This window comes from Solwaraspora sp. WMMA2056 (genome assembly GCF_030345095.1).
Classification (GTDB): Bacteria; Actinomycetota; Actinomycetes; order Mycobacteriales; family Micromonosporaceae; genus Micromonospora_E.
On sequence record NZ_CP128360.1, the window covers coordinates 3,887,138 to 3,907,829 of the forward strand.

A 20,692-nucleotide genomic window follows, 5' to 3' on the forward strand; every position below is an offset into this window, starting at 1 on the left:
CTCGTCGCCCTCCTGTTGTATCGGTGAACGTCATTATCAGATAGCGCGAATTGTATGAACACGGCTGGTGTGGCGGCTGCCACCGGAACAACCGGGGCCGCCGGCGGGGATTCTCTCAGGGTGCCGTATCGGGTAACTGACACGGTCGTGCGTGTCGGTTGGCGAACAGTTGATATCTGGCGCATGATCGTTGGAGGCGGTCTAATAGGTGGGACCGCATCGAACCACACAGTCTGGGACGTGAGGAATCAACATGGCAGCCACCGGCACAGCCGCCACCACCGAGAAGGGTCGCCGGATCGTCGGAGCCGAGCGTCAGACCCTGGCCAAGGATCTCGTCAAGCGCTACACCTCCGGGGAGAGCATCCGCGCCCTGGCGGCCTCCACCGGCCGTTCCTACGGCTTCGTCCACCGGGTGCTCACCGAATCCGGCGTGCAACTGCGTCAGCGTGGCGGCGCTCGGCGTCGCAAGAAGGGATGACCGCACCTGCGTGTCGCGTCCTCCGTCACGACGGTCAGAGCCCCCGTTGACCGTGACCGACGGCGTACGCCTCGACTACGACGGGCCGGTTGCGACGGTGACGTTGGACCGGCCCGACGTGCTCAACGCCCAGACGCCCCACATGTGGCGTGCGCTGCGTGACATCGGCCGGGAGTTGCGCGGCGACACACGGGTGGTGGTGGTCCGTGGCGCGGGCCGGGCCTTCTCCGCCGGCCTCGACCGGCGAGCGATCGAGCAGCTCCGAACCGCGCTGGTCGACCTTCCCGCAGACCGGGCGGCCGAGCAGATCGCCGGCTTCCAGGAGGCCTTCACCTGGCTGGGGCGACCCGACCTGATCAGCGTGGCCGCGGTGCACGGCCCGGCGGTCGGCGCGGGATTTCAGCTCGCGCTCGCCTGCGACCTGCGGATCGTCACCGAGGAGGCCCGACTGCGGATGGCCGAGGTGACCCTCGGGCTGGTGCCCGACCTGGGCGGGACCCGTCGGCTCGTCGAAACGGTCGGCTACGCCCGTGCGGTGGAGATCTGTGTGACCGGCCGGTGGGTCGACGCCGCCGAGGCGCGGCGGCTCGGGCTGGCAAACCTGGTGGTGCCCGGCGCCGAACTGTCCGCAGCGGTGGCGGACCTGGCGGCCGCCGTACTCGCCGGTCCACGTGACGCCGTGGTCGAGATCAAGGCACTGCTCGCCGGGGCGACCGACCGTAGCCCGGCGGACCAGCTACGCGCCGAGCGCGACGCCCAGGTCCGCCGGCTCCAGGACCTGGCCGGCACTGGCGAATGACTCAACGACTCCCAGCGGTGGCCGGTCCGACCGGTAAGGTCCAATAGGGGAATACGGTAGTTACCTGCGATCGTTGTCGGAGGCATCGGGGACACTGGTGTCCTTGAGTCGGTTCGACCCGACCGGGGACACGTCCGCGACAGGGGCGACACGGAAGGTGGGGGTGGCCGGTTTCGATGGCTGGTGGTGGCGGTGGGATGGGCGGTCCGGGCGGCATGGGGGTCAGTTGGAGCATGCTGCGCGCGATGCGCGACGGTGACCAGGTGCGTGCCCACCGGGTCAGCCGGGGCACCACCCGACGCATCGTCGCCTTCGCCGGCCCGTACCGCCGGGACATCGTCGTCTTCCTGGTCACCGTGGTGCTGGCCGCCGGCATCGGGGTCGCCACCCCGGTCCTGGCCGGCAGCGTGGTCAACGCGATCACCGCCGGCGGGGCCGATGCCGGCACGACCGTGGTGCGCCTGGCGTTGTTCATCGCCGGGCTCGCCGTCGCCGACGCCCTGCTCTCCCTCGCCCAACGCTGGTACGCCGCCCGTATCGGGGAGGGCATCATCCTCGACCTGCGTACCCGGGTCTACGACCACGTCCAGCGGATGCCGGTGCAGTTCTTCACCCGCACCCAGACCGGCGCCCTGGTCAGCCGGCTGAACAACGACGTGATCGGTGCCCAGCGGGCCTTCACCTCCACCCTGTCCGGTGTGGTCAGCAACGTCATCCAGTTGGTGCTCACCGCCGCCGTGATGTTCACCCTCTCCTGGCAGATCACCGCCCTGTCGCTGGTGCTGCTGCCGATCTTCATCGTGCCGGCCCGCCGGGTCGGCCGCCGGTTGGCCGAGATCACCCGCGAGTCGTACGACCTCGACGCCAAGATGAACGCCACGATGACCGAGCGGTTCGGGGTCGCCGGGGCGCTGCTGGTCAAGCTCTTCGGCCAGCCCGACGTGGAAGCCAGACGGTTCGCAGAGCGGGCCGACCGGGTCCGCCAGATCGGTATCCAGTCCGCGATGTACTCTCGGACCTTCTTCGTGGCGATGCTCCTCGTCGCCTCCCTGGCCCAGGCCCTCACCTACGGCCTCGGCGGATGGCTGGCCGTCACCGGGGCGGTCAGCGCCGGCACCGTCGTGACCCTCGCCCTGCTGCTGACCCGGCTGTACGGCCCGCTCACCGCCCTGTCCAACGTCCGGGTCGACGTGATGAGCGCGCTGGTCTCCTTCGACCGGGTGTTCGAGGTGCTCGACCTCGCCCCGTCGATCAGCGAACGCCCCGACGCCGTCGCGGTGCCGCCCGGCGCCGGCCGGTTGGAGTTTCGCGACGTCCGGTTCCGTTACCCGAGCGCGGCCGAGGTGTCGCTCGCCTCGCTGGAGGACGTCGCGACGCTGGACCGTACCAACGCCGAACCGGTGCTGCGCGGGCTGTCGTTCACCGCCGAGCCGGGCCAGCTCGTCGCGCTGGTCGGGCCCTCCGGCGCAGGCAAGAGCACCACCGCGATGCTGGTGCCCCGGGTCTACGACGTCACCGACGGCCAGGTCCTGGTCGGCGGGGTGGACGTACGGGACGCGACCCTCGCCTCGCTGCGGGACACCATCGGCGTGGTCACCCAGGACTCCCACCTGTTCCACGAGACGATCGCCGAGAACCTGCGGTACGCCCGACCGGAGGCCACCGACGACGAACTCTGGGCGGCGTTGCGTGGCGCCCAGGTCGACGAGCTGGTCCGTGCCCTGCCGGACGGACTGGACACCGTCGTCGGCGAGCGCGGGTACCGCTTCTCCGGCGGCGAGAAGCAGCGCATCGCGATCGCCAGGCTGCTGCTCAAGGCACCGTCGATCGTCATCCTCGACGAGGCCACCGCCCACCTGGACTCCGAATCCGAGGCGGCCGTGCAGCGGGCGCTGTCCGTGGCGTTGACCGGCCGGACGGCGTTGGTGATCGCCCACCGGCTCTCCACGGTCCGCGACGCGGACCAGATCCTGGTGCTCGACGAGGGCCGGATCGTGGAGCGGGGCCGGCACACCGAGCTGATCGGTGCCGGCGGGCTCTACGCCGAGCTCTACCGCACCCAGTTCGCCGTCGCCGATTCACCGACGCCGTACACCGACGACACCGGCCCGGATCCGGTCTCGCTCGCCGGGGCGCGGCGCTTCCCGATCGATGCCGAACCGGGCGGCTGACTAGGCTGTCGGGATGCAACCCGAGGCACTCGCGGCGGCCCTGCGTGACTTCGCCGACCGGATCGCGCGCTGCGACCCTGGCCCGTCGGACGGGGTTCCGCCCGAGGTGCCGGTCGAGGTGCGGGTCGGCGCAGCCGACCCCGTCCGGTTGACCGGCTCCGCCGCCGAGGCACTGGTCGCCGCCCTGCGCGCCTATCACGACCCCCGCGACCGGGGCCGCTGCGACCAGTGCGGTGGACGCCGGCTCGACGAGGCGCTGCAGTGCCTCGACTGTGGTCAGCCCGGTGGGTTGTTCGGTCAGCTGGTCCGGGAACGCCTGCAGCGACACCACGGGTGAGCCGCCGGTCGTGGCTCACCCGCCGGTGACCGCGCGCCGCAGCTCGCCGAACGCGGCCGCCAGGTCGTCCAGTTGATAGTGGGCGTTGAGTCCGCTCGGATTCGGCAGCACCCACAGCTGGGCGCCGGCCACCGTCTCGGCCTGCCGGCCGATCACCGCCCGGGTGCGGCCGAACCCGGCGCGGTACGCGGTCACCCCGACCACCGCGATCCACCGGGGCCGCAGCTGCTCGACCAGCCGGGCCAGCCGCTGCGCGCCGGCGACGAACTCGTCGGGGCGCAGCTCGTCGGCGCGGGCGGTGGCCCGGGGCACCACGTTGGTCAGCCCGAGGCCGAGGGCGGGCAGGAGCCGGTCCTCGGTCGGGTGCAGTTGCCGGCCGGTGAACCCGGACCGGTGCAGCGCCGGCCAGAACCGGTTACCGGGCCGGGCGAAGTGGTGCCCGACCGCTGCCGAGTACAGGCTGGGGTTGATGCCGCTGAACAGCACGTCGAGATCCGGGCCGACGACGTCGGGCAGCAGCCGTCCGGCACCGCCGGCCGCGATCCGCGCGATCACGGGTACGGCAGCGCGCCACCGTCGACCGGGATGGTCAGCCCGGTCAGGTAGCTGGCCGCCGGGGACAGCACGAACGCGGCGACCCGGCCGAACTCCGCCGGGTCGCCGAGCCGGCCGAGGGGGATCGCGGCCTGCGCGTCGGCGCGGGCCTGCTGCGGATCCGGGGCGGCGGCGAAGAGCTCCGCGTTGCGGTCGGTCATGATCCGGCCGGGCAGCAGACTGACCACCCGTACGCCGCGTCGGGCGTACCGGTCGGCGAGTTCCTTGCCGACGGCGGCGAGCCCGGGGCGCAGCCCGTTGGAGACGCCCAGCCCCGGCACCGGCATCCGGACCGAGGTCGACAGCACCAGCGCCACCGCGCCGCCGGCCGGCAGCGCGTCGGCGACGGTCCGCACCATCCGTACGGTGCCGAGGAAGACGGTCTCGAAGGCGTCCCGCCACTGCTGGTCGTCGACGGTACCGGCGTCGCCGGCCGTCGGCCCGCCGACCGAGACCAGAGCACCGTCCAGCCGCCCGAAGCGGTCGGTCGCGGCATCCACCAGCCGCTGGGCGTCCTCGGGTGCCGCCAGGTCCGACGGGACCGCGACGGCGTGCTCCGGGCCGCCGAGCCGCCGCACCGCAGCCGCCAGCCGGTCGGGGTCACGTGCCCCGAGGACCACCCGGGCACCGTCGGCGACCAGACAGGCGGCGGTGGCGAACCCGAGCCCTCGGGACGCGCCGGTCAACACGTACACCCGTTCGGTGAGGCCCAGATCCATGACGGCGATCCTGCTACACACCGTCGGCATCGCCGTCGGCGGCCCTACCGTGCGGCGCGTCGCCGACGCAGCAGCCGTACCCGACGGGCGACCTGAACCACGACGCCGTCCGGCGTGCGGCGCAGCGCCGGCCACCGCCGCAGTCGGGGCCCGGACCGGCCGTCGTAGCGCCAGCGGACCTCGGCGACGGCGAGTTCCGCCCGGGCGGTCGCCGGAAGCTGTCCGGTCTCGGCCAGCTCGCGGGCCAGGTCCCAGCCGTCGCGCCAGCCGCCGACCGGCGTCCTGGCCCGCGCCCAGCTGACGAATACGGCGGGCCACCGGTCGGCGAGCGCACGGACCAGGCCCGGCCAGTGCCGGGCCAGCTCCCCGGCCCGCTTGTGCAGCAATGCCCGGCGGGCCGCCGCGAGCCGGTGCCGGTCGAAGCCGGCCGGGTCGGCCGCGCCCGTCACGAGTGCGGCGACCAGTGCCCGCTGGGCAGCGGCCAGCTCGCCGGCGCCGACGGTCGGGGGCAGCGAGTGGCTCACGTGACCGGCTCCAGCCCGGCCGCCACCGCGATAGCGTCCAGCTCGGCATGCAGCTGGGCCGCTGGTGGATAGTGGCCGTCGCGTTCCAGCAGCACCGCCGGGGGGCGGCGGCGGGCGGACAGGTCGGCGAGCAGCCCCAGCACCTCGGCGGGGACCGCGTCGGTGTGCGTGTCGTGGTAGATCCCGTCGTGGTCGACGGCACCGCCGGCCACGTGCAGGTAGGCGATCCGCTCCAGCGGCATCCGCTCCAGTACGGCGACCGGATCCTGCCCCCGGTTGCGGGCGTTGGCGTACACGTTGGCGACGTCGAGCAGCAGCAGCGCGTCACAGCGCTCGAGGATCTCGGTGACGAAGTCCGGCTCGTCGAACTCGTCGTCGGGCCAGTCGAAGAGCGCGGCGATCGGTTCGAGGGCCAGCGGCACCGGCAGGTCCGCGCGGGCGCGGGCCACGTTCGCCACCACCGCGTCGAGGGCGGCCCGGGTCCGTGGCAACGGCAGCAGATGACCGGCCTCGACGCCGCCGGCCCGGACGAACGCGATGTGCTCGCTGACCAGCGGGGCGTCCAGCAGCTGCGCGACCCGGGCCAGCCGGGTGACCCGGGCCGCCTCGACCGGCTCGGCGCCACCGAGGGAGAGCCGTACACCGTGCGCGACGACCGCCACGCCACGTGCGCGCAGCGCGGCCAGCTGCGGGTCGAGCGGCCGGTCCGGGTCGACCGACTCGGCGATCACCTCGGTGAACCGCAGCCCGGGCAGCGCCGCCACGACGCCAGCGATCTCGGTATGCCAGCCGATGCCGACGCCGTACGGACCGGTCATCCGCCGCACCCGCCGCAGCCGCCACCGTCGCCCCCACCACCGTCGCCACTGCCGCCGCCGTCGCCCCCACCGGAGTTGGTGGCGTTGCGCTCGATCTCGGCGGTCTGGGCGAAGTCCGGATCCATCGCCCACAGCGCTACCGCCCCGAACAGTGCGACCCCCATCGCGGCATCGGCCGCGCCGTAGGTGGCGTACGAAGGCCGGTTGCTGGGCGCGAGGTGCCGGTGCCGGCGGGCCAACTCCGCCAGGGCCCGCCGGCCGGCGGCGGTGACCGTGGGGACCTTGACGGTCAGGAAGAGTCCGATCGGGACGGTGAGGGCCAACAGCAGCATCAGGTAGCCGATCGGGCGGCCGGTCGACATTCCGGCGATCAGCCGCAGCACGCCGACGCCCGTCAGCGCCAGCATTGCGGCACCCAACCAACGGGCGGTGGTGCGGCGGGCCGGTGGGACCAGCAGATCCCGATCGGTCAGCCGGTCGTGCAGCCGGTCCAGGCTCTGCCGTACCCAGATGTTGTCCGGCAGGTCGCGGACCCGGCGCTGCTCGCGGGCGCAGCGGTGGACGGTCGCGGTGAGATCGTCGGCGCCGGCCGGGAGCGGCCCGGGGGCGCTCAGCCGACCGCCGGCAGCGACGTCGATCGCTCCGGCGGTCCGCAGGGCACCGAGCGCGGCCTGGACGGCCCGCGCGACGCCGCCGGCGAGGTAGGCGACCTCGGTGCCGGTGAGCTCGTCCGGCCGGGTCTGCTCCCGGCCGGCCAGCGCGAGCAGCCGGTAGGCCACGTTGACCACCAGCAGAATCGCTGCCGCGAATCCGAACAGGGCCAGGAAGGTGGGGCCGGGGATGCCCCAGGTGTCGCCGGACGTCATCACGCCTCCGAGGTTTGCGAGCGGTCCGTGTCCACGCGGCACCTCCGGGGTCTTGTCGGGCCGCGTGAATTCAGTGTGGGGCAGCCGCGCCAGTCACCGGAGCGCCTCAGCGCCGGGGCCGGCGGACCGCCTCTTCGACCAGGTCCAGCACGGCACCCAGGTCGCCGGCGGGTCGGCCCATCGCCAGTTGCAGCACCAGCCCGTCGTAGGCCAGCTCCAGGAACCGGGCCAGCACGTCGATCGGTACGTCGTCGCGCAGCACTCCGGCGTCGCGTTGCCGCCGCAGCCGGTCCCGGGTGGCCTCGGCGATCGCCGCCGACCGGGCCGTCCACCGGCGGGCGAAGTCGGGGTCGGTACGCAACCGTCGGGACACCTCCAGCTGGCTGCCCAGCCAGCCGGCGGTGTCCGGCGCGGTGGAGCGGTGCAGCAGATCCCGCATGACCTGGACGAGGCCGTTGCGGGCCACCGTCTCGACCATGGCGGCGGCGTCGTCCTCGGCGACGGCGAGGAACAGCGAGTCCTTGTCCCGGAAGTGGTGGAAGATGGCTCCCCGGGACAGGCCGGTCGCTTCCTCCAGCCGCCGCACGGTCGCGCCTTCGTACCCGTGTCGGGCGAAGCAGACCCGCGCCGCTGCGAGGATCTCCTGGCGGCGGGCGTCGAGTTGGACCTGGCTCACCCGGGGCATGATGTGATCGTGTCAGGTGGGCCGACCTGGTGCAATCCGTACGTACGGCTTGTTAAGTCTGCGGTTTAACACAGCAGGACTGTTCCGCGATACACGCTGTCGCGTAAGGTGCGCCCGTGCCACTCCTGCTCCTGGATCTGGACAACACCCTGCTCGACCGGGCAGGGGCGTTCCGCGTGTGGGGTCAGGAGTTCCTGAACTCGGTCAGCGCCCCGTACGACGACATCGACTGGCTGATCTCCGTCGACGCCGACGGGTTGACCGACCGCTGGGACCTCGCCGACGCCATCCGCGACCGTTACCAGCTGCGGATGTCGGTGGTCGACCTGGTGGAGGAACTGCACGACGGGGTGGTGGCGCACAGCCGCCTCGATCCCTTGGTCGCCTGCTCGCTGCGCATCGCCAAGGACGCCGGGTGGGTCCCGGTGGTGGTCACCAACGGTGCGGTCCGCCAGCAGGAGGCGAAGATCCGCCGTACCGGGCTCGACCGTTACGTGGCGGACTGGGTGATCTCCGAGGCGGCCGGGGTCAGCAAGCCGAACCCGAGGATCTTCGCGCTGGCCGCGCAGAGCGTCCGGATGCGGCTGCGTGGAGCCTGGATGGTCGGCGACAGCCCCGAGGCTGACATCGGCGGTGCCGCAGCCACCGGGCTGCCCAGCGTCTGGCTGCACCGGGGCCGCAGCTGGCTCGACGACAGGTACGCCCCGACCCGTCAGGCGTCCGGCGTCATCCCGGCCGTCGCCGCCGTACTCGCCGGCTGAGAAGGTCGGCCGGCCGCTGCGGTCACTGCAGGTAGCTCTCCACCTCGCCGGTCGGGCGGGGCTGGACCGCGTCGGGGTCACCCCCGGACTCGCGGGCGGCCCGACGCCGCCGCAACAGGTCCCAGCACTGGTCGAGCGCCTCCTCCAGCGCGCCCAACCGGGCGTGCTCCTCGTCGGCGGACAGCTGCCCGGCGCTGTACCGGGTGCGCAGCTCGTGCTCTTCGTCGACCAGTTGGCGGATCCGGTCCAGCAGCGTCCTGTCGTCCATGCCCCGAGCTTGGCACATCACGACGGTGGGCGGTGACCGGAACCCCGGTCACCGCCCACCGTCACCGCGTCGTCGGCTCAGCTGGCGAGCATCTTGCGCAGCACGTACTGCAGGATGCCGCCGTGCCGGTAGTAGTCGGCCTCGCCCGGGGTGTCGATGCGGACCACGGCGTCGAACTCGACCCCGGTGTCGGTCCGCACCGTGACGGTACGCGGCGTGGTGCCGTCGTTGAGGGCGTCGACGCCGACGATGTCGATCGTCTCGGTCCCGGTGAGCCCGAGCGACGCCGCGTCCTGCCCGGCCGGGTACTGCAGCGGCAGCACCCCCATGCCGATCAGGTTGGAGCGGTGGATCCGCTCGTAGGACTCGGCGATGACCGCCCGCACGCCGAGCAGCATGGTGCCCTTGGCCGCCCAGTCCCGCGACGAACCGGATCCGTACTCCTTGCCGGCCAGCACCACCAGCGGTATGCCGGCCTGCGCGTACGCCACCGAGGCGTCGTAGATGCTGGTCTGCTCACCGGTCAGATGGTTCACGGTGAACCCGCCCTCCACGCCCGGCACCAACTGGTTGCGCAACCGGATGTTGGCGAAGGTGCCACGGATCATCACCTCGTGGTTGCCGCGCCGCGACCCGTAGGAGTTGAACTCGTGCCGGGGCACCCCGTGCTCGGTGAGGTACCGGCCGGCGGGGGAGTCGGGCTTGATCGCCCCGGCCGGCGAGATGTGGTCGGTGGTCACCGAGTCGCCGAGCCTGGCCAGCACCCGCGCGCCGGCGATGTCGGTCACCGGCTGCGGCGTCGGCGCCATGCCCTCGAAGTACGGGGGCTTACGGACGTAGGTGGACTCGTCGGCCCAGGTGAAGGTGTCCCCGGTCGGGGTGGGCAGCGACTGCCACCGTTCGTCACCGGCGAACACGTCGGCGTACGCGGCACCGAAGCCGGCCGCGCCGATCGCGCCGGCGCGGACCTGCTCGATCTCGGCGTTGCTGGGCCAGATGTCGCGCAGGAACACCGGCTGGCCGTCGGACCCGGTGCCCAGCGGCTCGTTGGCCAGGTCGATGTCCATCGTGCCGGCCAGGGCGTACGCCACGACCAGCGGCGGCGAGGCCAGGTAGTTCATCTTGACGTCCGGGTTGATCCGGCCCTCGAAGTTGCGGTTGCCGGAGAGCACCGACACCACCGTCAGGTCGTGCTCGTTGACGGCGGCGGAGATCTCCTCGGGCAGCGGGCCGGAGTTGCCGATGCAGGTGGTGCAGCCGTAGCCGACCAGGTGGAAGCCGAGCTTCTCCAGGTACGGGGTGAGCCCGGCCCGCTCGTAGTAGTCCATGACGACCTTGGAGCCCGGCGCCAGGGTGGTCTTCACCCACGGCTTGCGGGTCAGGCCGCGGTCGACGGCGTTGCGGGCCAGCAGCGCGGCGCCGAGCATCACCTGCGGGTTGGAGGTGTTGGTGCAGGAGGTGATCGCGGCGATCACGACCGCGCCGTGGTCGAGCTCGAACGAGGTGCCGTCGGCACCGGTGACCGTGACGGGCCTGCTGGCCCGTCCGCCGGCACCCAGCGAGGCGCTGATCAGCTCGTGCGGCTTGTCGGCCGGGTCGTCGGCACCGTCGGCGGCCGGCGGGTCACTGGCCGGGAACGACTCGACGCTGGCCTCGTCGGCGGGTCCGGCCACGGCCGGCGTCGGGTCGGTGGAGACGTAGTCGGTCAGCGCGGACCGGAACATCGTCTTGGCGCTGCCCAGCGGCACCCGGTCCTGCGGGCGCTTCGGCCCGGCCAGGGACGGCTCGATCGTCGACAGGTCGAGCTCGAGACGCTCCGAGTAGTGCGGCTCGGCGGCCGGGTCGTGCCACAGGCCCTGCTCCTTGGCGTACGCCTCGACCAGGGCGACCTGGGCGTCGTCACGCCCGGTGAGTCGCAGGTAGCTGATGGTCTCGGCGTCGATCGGGAAGATCGCGACGGTGGAGCCGTACTCGGGGGACATGTTGCCGATGGTGGCCCGGTTGGCCAGCGGGACGGCGCTCACACCGGGGCCGTAGAACTCGACGAACTTGCCGACCACGCCGTGCTGGCGCAGCATCTCGGTGATGGTGAGCACCAGGTCGGTGGCGGTGGTGCCGGCGGGTGCCTCGCCGGAGAGCTTGAAACCGACGACCCGGGGGATCAGCATGCTGACCGGCTGGCCGAGCATGGCGGCCTCCGCCTCGATGCCGCCGACGCCCCAGCCGAGCACCCCGAGGCCGTTGACCATCGTGGTGTGCGAGTCGGTGCCGACGACGGTGTCCGGGTAGGCCTGCCCGTTGCGCTCCATGATCGTACGGGCCAGGTACTCGATGTTGACCTGGTGCACGATGCCGGTACCGGGCGGTACGACCTTGAACTCGTTGAACGCGGTCTGGCCCCAGCGCAGGAACTGGTAACGCTCCTTGTTGCGGCCGTACTCCAGCTCGACGTTGCGGGCGAACGCGTCCTCGCGGCCGAACAGGTCGGCGATGACCGAGTGGTCGATGACCAGCTCGGCCGGGGCGAGCGGGTTGACCTTGGTCGGGTCGCCGCCGAGGTCGCGGACGGCCTCCCGCATGGTGGCGAGGTCGACCACGCAGGGGACGCCGGTGAAGTCCTGCATCAGGACCCGGGCCGGGGTGAACTGGATCTCCACGCTCGGTTCGGCATCCGGGTCCCAGGACCCGAGTGCCCGGATCTGCTCGGCGGTGACGTTGGCCCCGTCCTCGGTGCGGAGCAGGTTCTCCAACAGGATCTTCAGGCTGTACGGCAGGTGTTCGTGACCCGCCACGGTGTTGATCTTGAAAATCTCGTAGCTCGCGTCGGCGACGCGCAGCTGGCTCTTCGCACCGAAGGTGTCGAGGCTCGCCACGTCGGACTCCTTACCGCTGGTCCCTGGTCGTCCTGGCAGTCTTTCGTACGGATTACCGCATCGTTCGGGTGAGGTAACACTTACCCCGACTGCGGATCGCATTAAAACCGTACGTCCGTCTTGCTAGCGGCGCAACCCCGGTGCCCGACCGGCCGCCGGTGGGGTTTGCCGCGCGAGGTTTCTGGGCAGATGAGGCCGGGTGGACACCTCGACCGATCTGGACGCGCTGACCGACTTCTTCGACCGGTACGGGGCGGCCGTGACCGCTGGCGACATTCCCGAGTTGGCCGCCTGCTTCGCGTCGCCGGCGATGGTGGTCGCCGACACCTACAGCTTCTCCTTCTCGTCCCCGGCCGCGGTGGCGTTGTCGTTCATCGGCGCGGCCGCCGACTACCAGGTGCGCCGGATCGTTGCCGCGCATGCCCGCTTCCGTGACGTTCGGCAGGTCAGCGCCGCCCTGATCGCCGTCGAGGCCGAGTGGGAGTACCTCGACGCCGAGGGTAGGTCGGTGCCGGGGCGGCGATTCCACTACCTGTTGCGGGTCGGTCGCGATGGGGTGTGTATCTGTACTGTTACCCCACTCGACTAACTAATGAGTAACTAGCCCTTTTGCGTGCCGGGTCAGGATCGCTACTCTTCCGCGGGACGCTGTCGCGCTAAGGGGGTCAACGTGGACGGCAGGCACGCCTCTCGAGTCGCGTGGACGCCGTCGAACGTGATCGCAATGGCACCGTGGGTAGTTGTCCTGAGTGGACTGGCCGTCATGATGGTCATTTTCCTGGTGGCTGCCGGATGTGTACCGATGCAGACGCGGGCGATCGGGGAGGCTCCGCCGCCGGTGGACGACCGGCCGGCTCCCGAACCTGAACCCAGGGTGCCCGTCTCGCCGCCCGCCGTGAACACCGGTGGCCAGTTGGTCGCCGTCGCGCCGCCGCCGTCCGGCGAGGCGATCCTCGCCCCCGCGCCCCCCTCTCCGACGCCTCCTGTGCCGCCCACACCGGACATGATGCCGTCGCCCACCGGTCCGGCGATGGCCACCGTGCTGCCACCCGGCGTCACGACCGCGCCGGCGCGGACCACCCCGCCGGCGCCGCCGGCCAATCCCGAGGTGATCGGCCAGTACCGGGTGCTGCAGCAGTTCGGCGACGCCTTCATCGCCGAGGTGCTGGTGGTGAACACCTCGCGGCGGGATCGTGACTGGACGGTCACGCTGCGGTTCCCGGGCAACGTCGGCCGGCTCTACGCCGCCTGGGTAGAGGGCGCGCCGCAGGCGACGCTGCGCCAGTCCGGCCGTGACTACATCTTCACCAGCGGTGTTCCGGTCGCCGGGAACTCCTCGGTGCCGCTGCGGTTCCACTTCGAGCGTCGCGGCCACGGATCAGAGCCGCAGCGGTGCGCCGTCAACGGCGCGGCCTGCCGACTGCGCTGACCCCACCAACGGCCTGCCGCACTCCACCCACCGCACCGGTGTGATGCTCTGCCATCGCTTTGCAAGATATTGCAGAATCTTGCAGCAAGGGCTAGCGTGCGCTCATCGCCAACGGAAGGCTGTCGATGGAAGCCGCACCCTGTCGTCCACGCGCGTCCCGCCTGACGCCGTACGCCCTCGCCGCCGCCCTCGCTGGAACCCTGCTCGGCGTACCGTCGCCGGCCACCGCCACCGCCACCGCCACCGCCGGCCAGGCCGCCCCGCCGGCGGTCGACGCGCCACAATGGAGCACCGAACCGTCGTCGGCGGCCCTCGCCACAGCCACCGGCGACCGGGACCGTGCCGAACAGTTCTACTTCCTGCTGCCCGACCGGTTCGCCAACGGCGACCGGCGCAACGACCGCGGCGGCCTGCGCGGCGACCGGCTCGTCACCGGTCACGACCCCACCGACAAGGGCTTCTACCAGGGCGGTGACCTGCAGGGCGTGATCGACAACCTGGACTACATCCAGGGCCTGGGCACCACCGCGATCTGGCTGGCCCCGGTCTTCGCCAACCGGCCGGTGCAGGGCAGCGGCGACGACGTCTCGGCCGGCTACCACGGCTACTGGATCACCGACTTCACCCGGGTCGACCCGCACTTCGGCAGCACCGCCGACCTCAAGCGCCTGGTCGAACTCGCCCATGGCCGCGGCATCAAGATCTACCTGGACGTCATCGTCAACCACACCGCCGACGTCATCTCCTACGCCGAGGACAGCTACACCTACGTCGACAAGGCCACCGAGCCGTACCGCGACGCACAGGGGCGCCCGTTCGAGGACCGCCACTACGCCGACGGCGGCCGCACGTTCCCCACCGTCGATGCCGGCTCGTTCCCGTACACCCCGGTGGTCGACCCCGCCGACGCGCGGGTCAAGGTCCCCGCCTGGCTCAACGACCCGACGATGTACCACAACCGGGGTGACAGCACCTTCGCCGGCGAGAACAGCGAGTACGGCGACTTCTTCGGCCTCGACGACCTGTGGACCGAACGCCCCGAGGTCGTCCGGGGCATGACGAAGATCTTCGCCGACTGGATTCGCGACACCGGGGTCGACGGCTACCGACTCGACACCGTCAAGCACGTCAACCTCGACTTCTGGCCGCAGTTCAGCCGGGGCATCGACGACGCCGCCGCCCGCGCCGGCAAACCCGACTTCTTCATGTTCGGCGAGGTCTACTCCGCCGACGCCGACGTCACCTCGACCTACGTCCGTCGGGGTGGCCTGCCGGCGACCCTCGACTTCGGTTTCCAGGAGGCGGCCCGTGCGTACGTCGCCGACGGCGGCTCCGCGACCGCCCTGGCCGACCTGTACGCCGACGACCCGCTGTACGCCGCCCGCGACACCGACGCCGGCCGGCTGCCCACCTTCCTCGGCAACCACGACATGGGGCGCATCGGCACCTTCATCGCCGACGGCGGCACCGACCCGGCCAGCCACCTGCGTCGCGACCTGCTCGCCCACGAGCTGATGTTCCTCACCCGGGGGCAACCGGTGATCTACTCCGGCGACGAGCAGGGCTTCACCGGCGCCGGCGGCGACAAGGACTCCCGGCAGACCATGTTCGCCTCCCAGGTCGCCGACTACCTCGACGACGACCTGCTCGGCACCGACCGTACCCACGCCGACGACCAGTTCGACCGCCGCCACCCGCTGTACCGGGGCGTCGCCGCACTCGGCAAGCTCCGCGCCGCCCACCCGGCGCTGCGCGACGGCATCCAGGTCACCCGGTACGCCGCCGACGGCCCCGGCGTGTTCGCCTTCTCCCGCATCGACCCGGCCGACCGCGTCGAGTACGTCGTCGCCGTCAACAACGCCACCACCGCTCAGCAGGTCACCGTCGACACCTGGTCACCCGGCACCACCTTCACCAGCGTCCACGGTCGACACCGGCCGGTACGCAGCGACGCCGACGGGCGGATCACGGTCACCGTACCGGCGCTGTCCGCGATCGTGCACCGGGCCGGCGCCCCGATCCCGGCGCCGGGCGGCGCCCCGACGATCTCGATCAGCGCGCCCGCCGACGGCACCGCCGTCGCCACCCGGGCCGCCGTCACCGCCGAGGTGACCGGCGACCCGCTCGCCGAGGTCACCGTCGCCGCCCGGGTCGGCACCGGCCCGTGGACCCTGCTCGGCCGGGCGCGTAACGCCCCGTACCAGGTGCACCACGACCTCGCCGGGTTGGCAGCCGGCACTCGGATCGAGTACAAGGCGGTGGTGCGCGACAACAGACACCGGACCGCCACCGCCAGGACCACCGCGCTGGTCGGCACCCCGCCGCAGGCCGACGCCCGGGACTGGCTGGTCGTGCACTACCAGCGCACCGATGGCGACTACGCCGACTGGGGCCTGTACACCTGGGGCGACGTCGACCCGGACTGGCAGACCACCTGGCCGGCCGGCCACCCGTTCGTCGGGCAGGACAGCTACGGCCGGTTCGCCTGGGTGAAACTCGCCCCCGGCGCGAAGTCGGTCGGTTTCCTGGTCGTCGACGCCGACGGCACGAAGGACGTCGACGTCGACCGGACCGTCGACGTGGGCGCCACCGGCGAGGTGTGGGTCAAACAGGGCGACCCCGCGCTCTACCCGACCCGCCGCGACGCCACCGGCGACGCCGACCCGCCGGTCGACGACGGCGTCGCGGTGCTGCACTACCGCCGCGCCGACGGCGACTACACCGGCTGGGGGCTGCACGTCTGGGACGGCGCGGCCACCCCCACCGAGTGGGCCGATCCGCTGCCGCCGGCGTCGCGGGACGACTTCGGCGTCACCTTCCGGGTGCCGCTGGCCGACGACGCGACCGGGCTCAGCTACATCATCCACCGGGGCGACGACAAGGACCTCCCCACCGACCAGCGGCTCGACTTCGCCGCCGCCGGTCGGGAAGTCTGGCTGCTCGCCGGCGACCCCCAGCGGCTACTGCCACCGGTCGCCACCACCGGACGTGACCTGGACCTGACGACACAGCGGGCGCACTGGATCGACCGGTCCACCATCGCCTGGGCCACCGGGCCGACCGACGGCAAACGCTACGACCTGGTCTGGGCCCCGGACGGCGGGCTGGCCGTCGACGGCGACGAGCTCACCGGCGACCACCGGTCGATCCCGCTGACCGTGCGACCCAACGGGCTCACCGAGGCGCAGCGGGCCAGGTTCCCGCACCTGTGGGCGTACCGCAGCTTCGGCATCGACGCGCGGCACCATGGCGCGGTCGCCACCGCGCTGCGCGGCCAGGTCGCGGTCACCGAACGCGACCACGAGGGCAACCTGTTGGCGGTCACCGGCGTACAACTGCCCGGCGTGCTCGACGACCGGTACGCCGCCGCCACGAAGACCCCACTCGGGGTCACCTTCGCTGGCCGGCGGCCGACCCTGTCGGTGTGGGCACCGACTGCCCGTACCGTCGCGCTGCAGCTGTACGACACCCCGACCGCCGCGCCCCGGACCGTGGCGATGCGCCGCGACGACCGCACCGGGGTCTGGTCGGTACGCGGCGAACTGTCCTGGTACGGCCGCTACTACCGCTACCAGGTCGACGCCTGGCAGCCGGCCGCCGGACGGATGGTCACCGCCTCGGTCACCGACCCGTACGCGGTGGCGCTGGCCGCCGACTCCACCCACGGGCTGATCGTCGACCTGGCCGACCCGGCGCTGGCACCGGCCGGCTGGGCGCGGCTGCGCAAACCGGCGGCGGTGCCGGCCACCCGTACCCAGATCCAGGAGGTGTCGGTCCGCGACTTCTCCATCGCCGACGACAGTGTTCCCGCCGAGCGGCGCGGCACGTACCTGGCGTTCACCGATCCGCGTACCGCCGGGATGCGGCACCTGACGTCGCTGGCCGACGCCGGCGTCACCCACCTGCACCTGCTGCCGACGTTCGACTTCGCCACCATCCCCGAACGTCGGGCCGACCAGGCCGTGCCGGACTGCGACCTGGCCGCCCTGCCACCCGACTCGCCCCGCCAGCAGGAGTGCGTCGCCGCGGTCGCCGACCGCGACGGCTACAACTGGGGTTACGACCCGCTGCACTACACCGTGCCCGAAGGCGGCTACGCCACCGACCCGGACGGTGCCGCCCGTAGCGTCGAGTTCCGGCAGATGGTCGCCGGGCTCAACGCCGCCGGGCTGCGGGTGGTGCTGGACGTGGTCTACAACCACACGTCGGCGGCCGGGGTGGACCGGCACTCGGTGCTCGACCAGATCGTGCCCGGCTACTACCACCGGCTGCTCGACGACGGCAGCGTCGCCACCTCCACCTGTTGCGCCAACACCGCGCCGGAACACGCCATGATGGACCGGCTGGTCGTCGACTCGGTGGTCACCTGGGCCAAGGCGTACAAAGTGGATGGCTTTCGGTTCGATCTGATGGGCCACCACCCCAAGGCCAACATCCTGGCGGTACGGGCGGCGCTGGACAAGCTGACACTGGCCCGCGACGGCGTCGACGGTCGCAACATCCTGCTCTACGGCGAAGGCTGGGACTTCGGCGAGGTCGCTGGCGACGCCCGGTTCGTTCAGGCCACCCAGCTCAACATGGCCGGCACCGGGATCGGCACCTTCACCGACCGGCTGCGCGACGCGGTCCGTGGCGGCGGGCCGTTCGACGCCAACCCCCGGGTGCAGGGCTTCGCCAGCGGACTGTTCACCGACCCGAACGGGGATCCGGTCAACGGCAGCCGCGCCGAGCAGGAGGCCCGGCTGCGCCAGCAGCAGGACGTCATCAAGGTCGGCCTGACCGGCAACCTGGCGGGTTACCGGTTCACCGGCGCGTCGGGGGACCAGGTGACCGGCGCGGACGTCGACTACAACGGCGCGCCGGCCGGGTACACGGCAGCGCCGGGGGAGGCGGTGACCTACGTCGACGCCCACGACAACGAGATCCTCTACGACGCGCTGGCGTTCAAGCTGCCAGCCGGCACCCCGGCCGCCGACCGCTCCCGCGCCCAGGTGCTCGCCCTTGCCACGGCCGTTCTCGCCCAGGGCGCCGGGTTCGTCACCGCCGGCAGTGAACGGTTGCGGTCCAAGTCGCTGGACCGCAACTCGTACAACTCGGGGGACTGGTTCAACCAGATCCGTTGGGACTGCGCCGACGGCAACGGCTTCGGCATCGGGCTGCCGCCAGCGGCCGACAACGCCGACAAGTGGCCGTACGCCGGCCCGCTGCTGGCCGACCCGGCACTGGTTCCGGACTGTGCCGCGATCGAGATGACCGCTGCCCGGTACGCCGAACTGCTGCGGATCCGTGCCTCGTCGCCGGTGTTCGCCCTGGAAACCGCGCGTGAAGTGCAGCAGCGGGTCAGTTTCCCGCTGGCCGGCCCTGCCGAGACACCCGGGGTGATCCTGATGCGGTTGCGCTCTGCCGGGCTGGACCAGCGGTGGCGGTCGGTGACGGTGGTCTTCAACGCGACGCCGCAGACCGCCCGGCAGCGATTGCCCGAGCTGCGTCGGACCAACATCGAGCTGCACCCGGTGCTGCGGGACTCGGCCGACCCGGTGAGCCGTCAGGCCGCCTTCGACTCCTCGACCGGCACCTTGACCGTGCCGCCGCGAACCGTCGCGGTCTTCGTCGAGCCGCGCTGACTGACCCCGCCCCCGCCCCGCTGACCCCGCCCCGCCCATGATCGCGACGACCTTGCGCTTATCGCGAAGATTTGTCGGATTCGTCCAACGATAACTGCAAGATCGCGGCGATCATGGGCGGCTGGGCGGGGTCGGGGCGGGGCGGGAGGTCAGGGGAGGCGGGGGCCGGCGTCGCGCTGGGCCAGCAACCAGGCTTCCACCTCGTCGGCCTGCCGCGGCAGCCCGGCGGACAGGTTCACCGCACCGGCGGCGGTGACCAACACGTCGTCCTCGATCCGGATCCCCATGCCGCGCAGCTCCTCGGGCACCAGATCGTCCTCCGGCTGGAAGTACAGGCCCGGCTCGACGGTCAACACGTACCCCTCGCCGAGCTCGCCGTCACGGTAGCGCTCCTTGCGGGCCCGGGAACAGTCGTGTACGTCGATCCCCAACATGTGCCCGAAGCCGTGCAGCGTCCACCGACGGTAGACGGTCGACTCCTTGTCCATCGCCTCGTCCACGCTCACCGGCAGCACGCCCAGCTCCGCCAGACCCTCGGCGAGCACCCGCATGCAGGTCTGGTGCACGTCGCTGAACTTCACCCCCGGCTTGATGAAGTCCATCCCGGCCTGCTGGGAGGCGTACACGATGTCGTAGACCTGCCGCTGCAGCGCGGTGAACCGCCCCGACACCGGCACCGTCCGGGTCACGTCGGCGGTGTAGAGGTGCTCGCCCTCGACGCCCATGTCCATCAGCAGCAGTTCACCCGGCCGGGTGACGCCGTCGTTGCGGACCCAGTGCAGGATCGTCGCGTGCGCGCCGGCGCCGACGATCGAGCCGTACCCGACGTCGTTGCCGTCGTGCCGGGCCCGCAGCGCGAAGATTCCCTCCAGCAGCCGTTCGGCGACCGGCCGGTCGGCCGGCAGCCCCCTGGCCACGTCCTCGAAGCCGCGTACGGTGGCGTCGATCGCCGCCTGCAGTTGGGCGATCTCCCATTCGTCCTTGACCAGCTTCAACTCCGAGATCACCGTCGCCAGCTCGCGGTCGCGGGCCCCGGCGTCGTCACTGCTGTCGTACGGCAGCACCGCCGCGTCCACCCGCGCGTCGAAGCCGCGCAGCACCCGGGTACGGCCCGGGGCGCAGCCGGCCAGCGCCGCCGGCAGCTCACTCAGCGGAGCCGTCGTCAGCCCCAGTTCGGTCGACTTCTCCGCCAGGGTGCGGCGCCGACCCACCCACAGTTCACCGTCGCGGCTGCGGAAGAACTCGTCGGTCTCCCGCGACGAACGCTGCCGGGTGTAGAGCACCGCGTCGTGACCGCCCCCGGTCGGGTGCAGCACCAGCACACTGTCCGGATCGTGGTCGCCGGTCAGGTACACGAAGTCGCTGCCCGGGCGGAACGGGTAGTCGGTGTCGTTGGCCCGGACCTTCTCCACCCCGGTCGGCACGACCACGGTCTCACCGGTGAACGCCGCCGACAGCGCCGCGCGGCGACGGGCATGGTGGGTGATCTCGGCGCGGGGCGTCAGCGACAACGCGTCGTCGCGCCAGCCGGTCCGCATGAACTGCAGCAGCTTCTCGGGAAAGTCCGGGTCGTGCGATTCGGTACGGGGCTGTTCGGCGATCACCTCGGCGGCCATCTCGGTCGGCGTACCCTCGACCGGGCCCATCACCGCGTCGGCGGCCGGGGTCGCCGCCGGGTCCTCGGCCGGGGTCGCCGTCGGGTCGGCGGTCTGGTCCTGTGTCATCTGACTCCTCCCACGGTTG

At 72.0% G+C, this 20,692-nt stretch carries 17 protein-coding genes; 8 read left to right on the plus strand and 9 right to left on the minus strand.

The window, feature by feature from the left end; genetic code table 11:
- Positions 1 to 253: 253 nt before the first annotated feature.
- The 4 genes from O7608_RS17715 (at position 254) to O7608_RS17730 (ending at position 3,788) form a co-directional block, all read left to right on the plus strand.
- Complete coding sequence (locus tag O7608_RS17715; RefSeq protein WP_123602399.1) at positions 254 to 481, plus strand: helix-turn-helix domain-containing protein; 228 nt, start codon at positions 254 to 256, stop codon at positions 479 to 481.
- A 46-nt stretch (positions 482 to 527) separates the two neighbouring features.
- Positions 528 to 1,280: an enoyl-CoA hydratase/isomerase family protein gene (locus tag O7608_RS17720; protein WP_289205637.1), complete on the plus strand. Its 753-nt coding sequence runs from the start codon at positions 528 to 530 to the stop codon at positions 1,278 to 1,280.
- Between the two features lie 176 nt (positions 1,281 to 1,456).
- Positions 1,457 to 3,451 (plus strand): ABC transporter ATP-binding protein, encoded by a 1,995-nt coding sequence (locus tag O7608_RS17725; protein WP_421360688.1) that lies wholly within the window; start codon positions 1,457 to 1,459, stop codon positions 3,449 to 3,451.
- Between the two features lie 13 nt (positions 3,452 to 3,464).
- Positions 3,465 to 3,788: a hypothetical protein gene (locus tag O7608_RS17730; RefSeq protein ID WP_289205638.1), complete on the plus strand. Its 324-nt coding sequence runs from the start codon at positions 3,465 to 3,467 to the stop codon at positions 3,786 to 3,788.
- Positions 3,789 to 3,803: 15 nt separating this feature from the next.
- On the opposite strand, the gene mug is transcribed toward O7608_RS17730, so the two are convergent.
- The 6 genes from mug to O7608_RS17760 form a co-directional block, all read right to left on the minus strand.
- Positions 3,804 to 4,343: a G/U mismatch-specific DNA glycosylase gene (mug, locus tag O7608_RS17735; protein WP_289205639.1), complete on the minus strand. Its 540-nt coding sequence runs from the start codon at positions 4,341 to 4,343 to the stop codon at positions 3,804 to 3,806.
- On the minus strand, positions 4,340 to 5,101 hold the full coding sequence (locus O7608_RS17740; protein ID WP_289205640.1) for an SDR family oxidoreductase: 762 nt from the start codon (positions 5,099 to 5,101) through the stop codon (positions 4,340 to 4,342). The genes mug and O7608_RS17740 overlap by 4 nt, the downstream gene beginning before the upstream one ends.
- Before the next feature lie 44 nt (positions 5,102 to 5,145).
- Positions 5,146 to 5,625 carry an SCO6045 C-terminal-like domain-containing protein gene (locus O7608_RS17745; protein WP_289205641.1) on the minus strand — a complete coding sequence of 160 codons (480 nt, stop codon included), beginning with the start codon at positions 5,623 to 5,625 and terminating at the stop codon, positions 5,146 to 5,148.
- Positions 5,622 to 6,443, minus strand: coding sequence for an MbnB/TglH/ChrH family RiPP precursor modification enzyme (locus O7608_RS17750; protein ID WP_289205642.1), 822 nt, complete (start codon positions 6,441 to 6,443; stop codon positions 5,622 to 5,624). The genes O7608_RS17745 and O7608_RS17750 overlap by 4 nt, the downstream gene beginning before the upstream one ends.
- Positions 6,440 to 7,309: a TIGR04222 domain-containing membrane protein gene (locus O7608_RS17755; RefSeq protein ID WP_289205643.1), complete on the minus strand. Its 870-nt coding sequence runs from the start codon at positions 7,307 to 7,309 to the stop codon at positions 6,440 to 6,442. The genes O7608_RS17750 and O7608_RS17755 overlap by 4 nt, the downstream gene beginning before the upstream one ends.
- 106 nt (positions 7,310 to 7,415) lie before the next feature.
- Positions 7,416 to 7,994, minus strand: a complete 579-nt coding sequence (locus tag O7608_RS17760; RefSeq protein ID WP_289205644.1) for a TetR/AcrR family transcriptional regulator — start codon at positions 7,992 to 7,994, stop codon at positions 7,416 to 7,418.
- Positions 7,995 to 8,110: 116 nt separating this feature from the next.
- On the opposite strand from O7608_RS17760, the gene O7608_RS17765 reads away from it, so the two are divergent.
- Positions 8,111 to 8,755, plus strand: coding sequence for an HAD family hydrolase (locus O7608_RS17765; protein ID WP_289205645.1), 645 nt, complete (start codon positions 8,111 to 8,113; stop codon positions 8,753 to 8,755).
- A gap of 22 nt (positions 8,756 to 8,777) precedes the next feature.
- Here O7608_RS17765 and O7608_RS17770 read toward each other — a convergent pair whose 3' ends face one another.
- Complete coding sequence (locus tag O7608_RS17770) at positions 8,778 to 9,023, minus strand: DUF2630 family protein (protein ID WP_289205646.1); 246 nt, start codon at positions 9,021 to 9,023, stop codon at positions 8,778 to 8,780.
- A gap of 77 nt (positions 9,024 to 9,100) precedes the next feature.
- Positions 9,101 to 11,896 (minus strand): aconitate hydratase, encoded by a 2,796-nt coding sequence (locus O7608_RS17775; protein WP_289205647.1) that lies wholly within the window; start codon positions 11,894 to 11,896, stop codon positions 9,101 to 9,103.
- Between the two features lie 199 nt (positions 11,897 to 12,095).
- Between O7608_RS17775 and O7608_RS17780 the strand changes: the two genes are divergently transcribed.
- The 3 genes from O7608_RS17780 to pulA all read left to right on the plus strand — a co-directional run bounded on the left by O7608_RS17780 (position 12,096) and on the right by pulA (position 18,949).
- Positions 12,096 to 12,485 (plus strand): DUF6841 family protein, encoded by a 390-nt coding sequence (locus O7608_RS17780; RefSeq protein WP_289205648.1) that lies wholly within the window; start codon positions 12,096 to 12,098, stop codon positions 12,483 to 12,485.
- Between the two features lie 213 nt (positions 12,486 to 12,698).
- The gene (locus O7608_RS17785) at positions 12,699 to 13,325 is read left to right on the plus strand and encodes a cellulose binding domain-containing protein (protein ID WP_289205649.1); all 627 of its coding nucleotides are present in this window, start codon (positions 12,699 to 12,701) and stop codon (positions 13,323 to 13,325) included.
- 125 nt (positions 13,326 to 13,450) lie between these two features.
- Positions 13,451 to 18,949 (plus strand): pullulanase-type alpha-1,6-glucosidase, encoded by a 5,499-nt coding sequence (gene pulA / locus O7608_RS17790; RefSeq protein WP_289205650.1) that lies wholly within the window; start codon positions 13,451 to 13,453, stop codon positions 18,947 to 18,949.
- A 149-nt stretch (positions 18,950 to 19,098) separates the two neighbouring features.
- On the opposite strand, the gene O7608_RS17795 is transcribed toward pulA, so the two are convergent.
- Positions 19,099 to 20,565, minus strand: coding sequence for an aminopeptidase P family protein (locus tag O7608_RS17795; RefSeq protein WP_289210938.1), 1,467 nt, complete (start codon positions 20,563 to 20,565; stop codon positions 19,099 to 19,101).
- Positions 20,566 to 20,692: the final 127 nt, after the last annotated feature.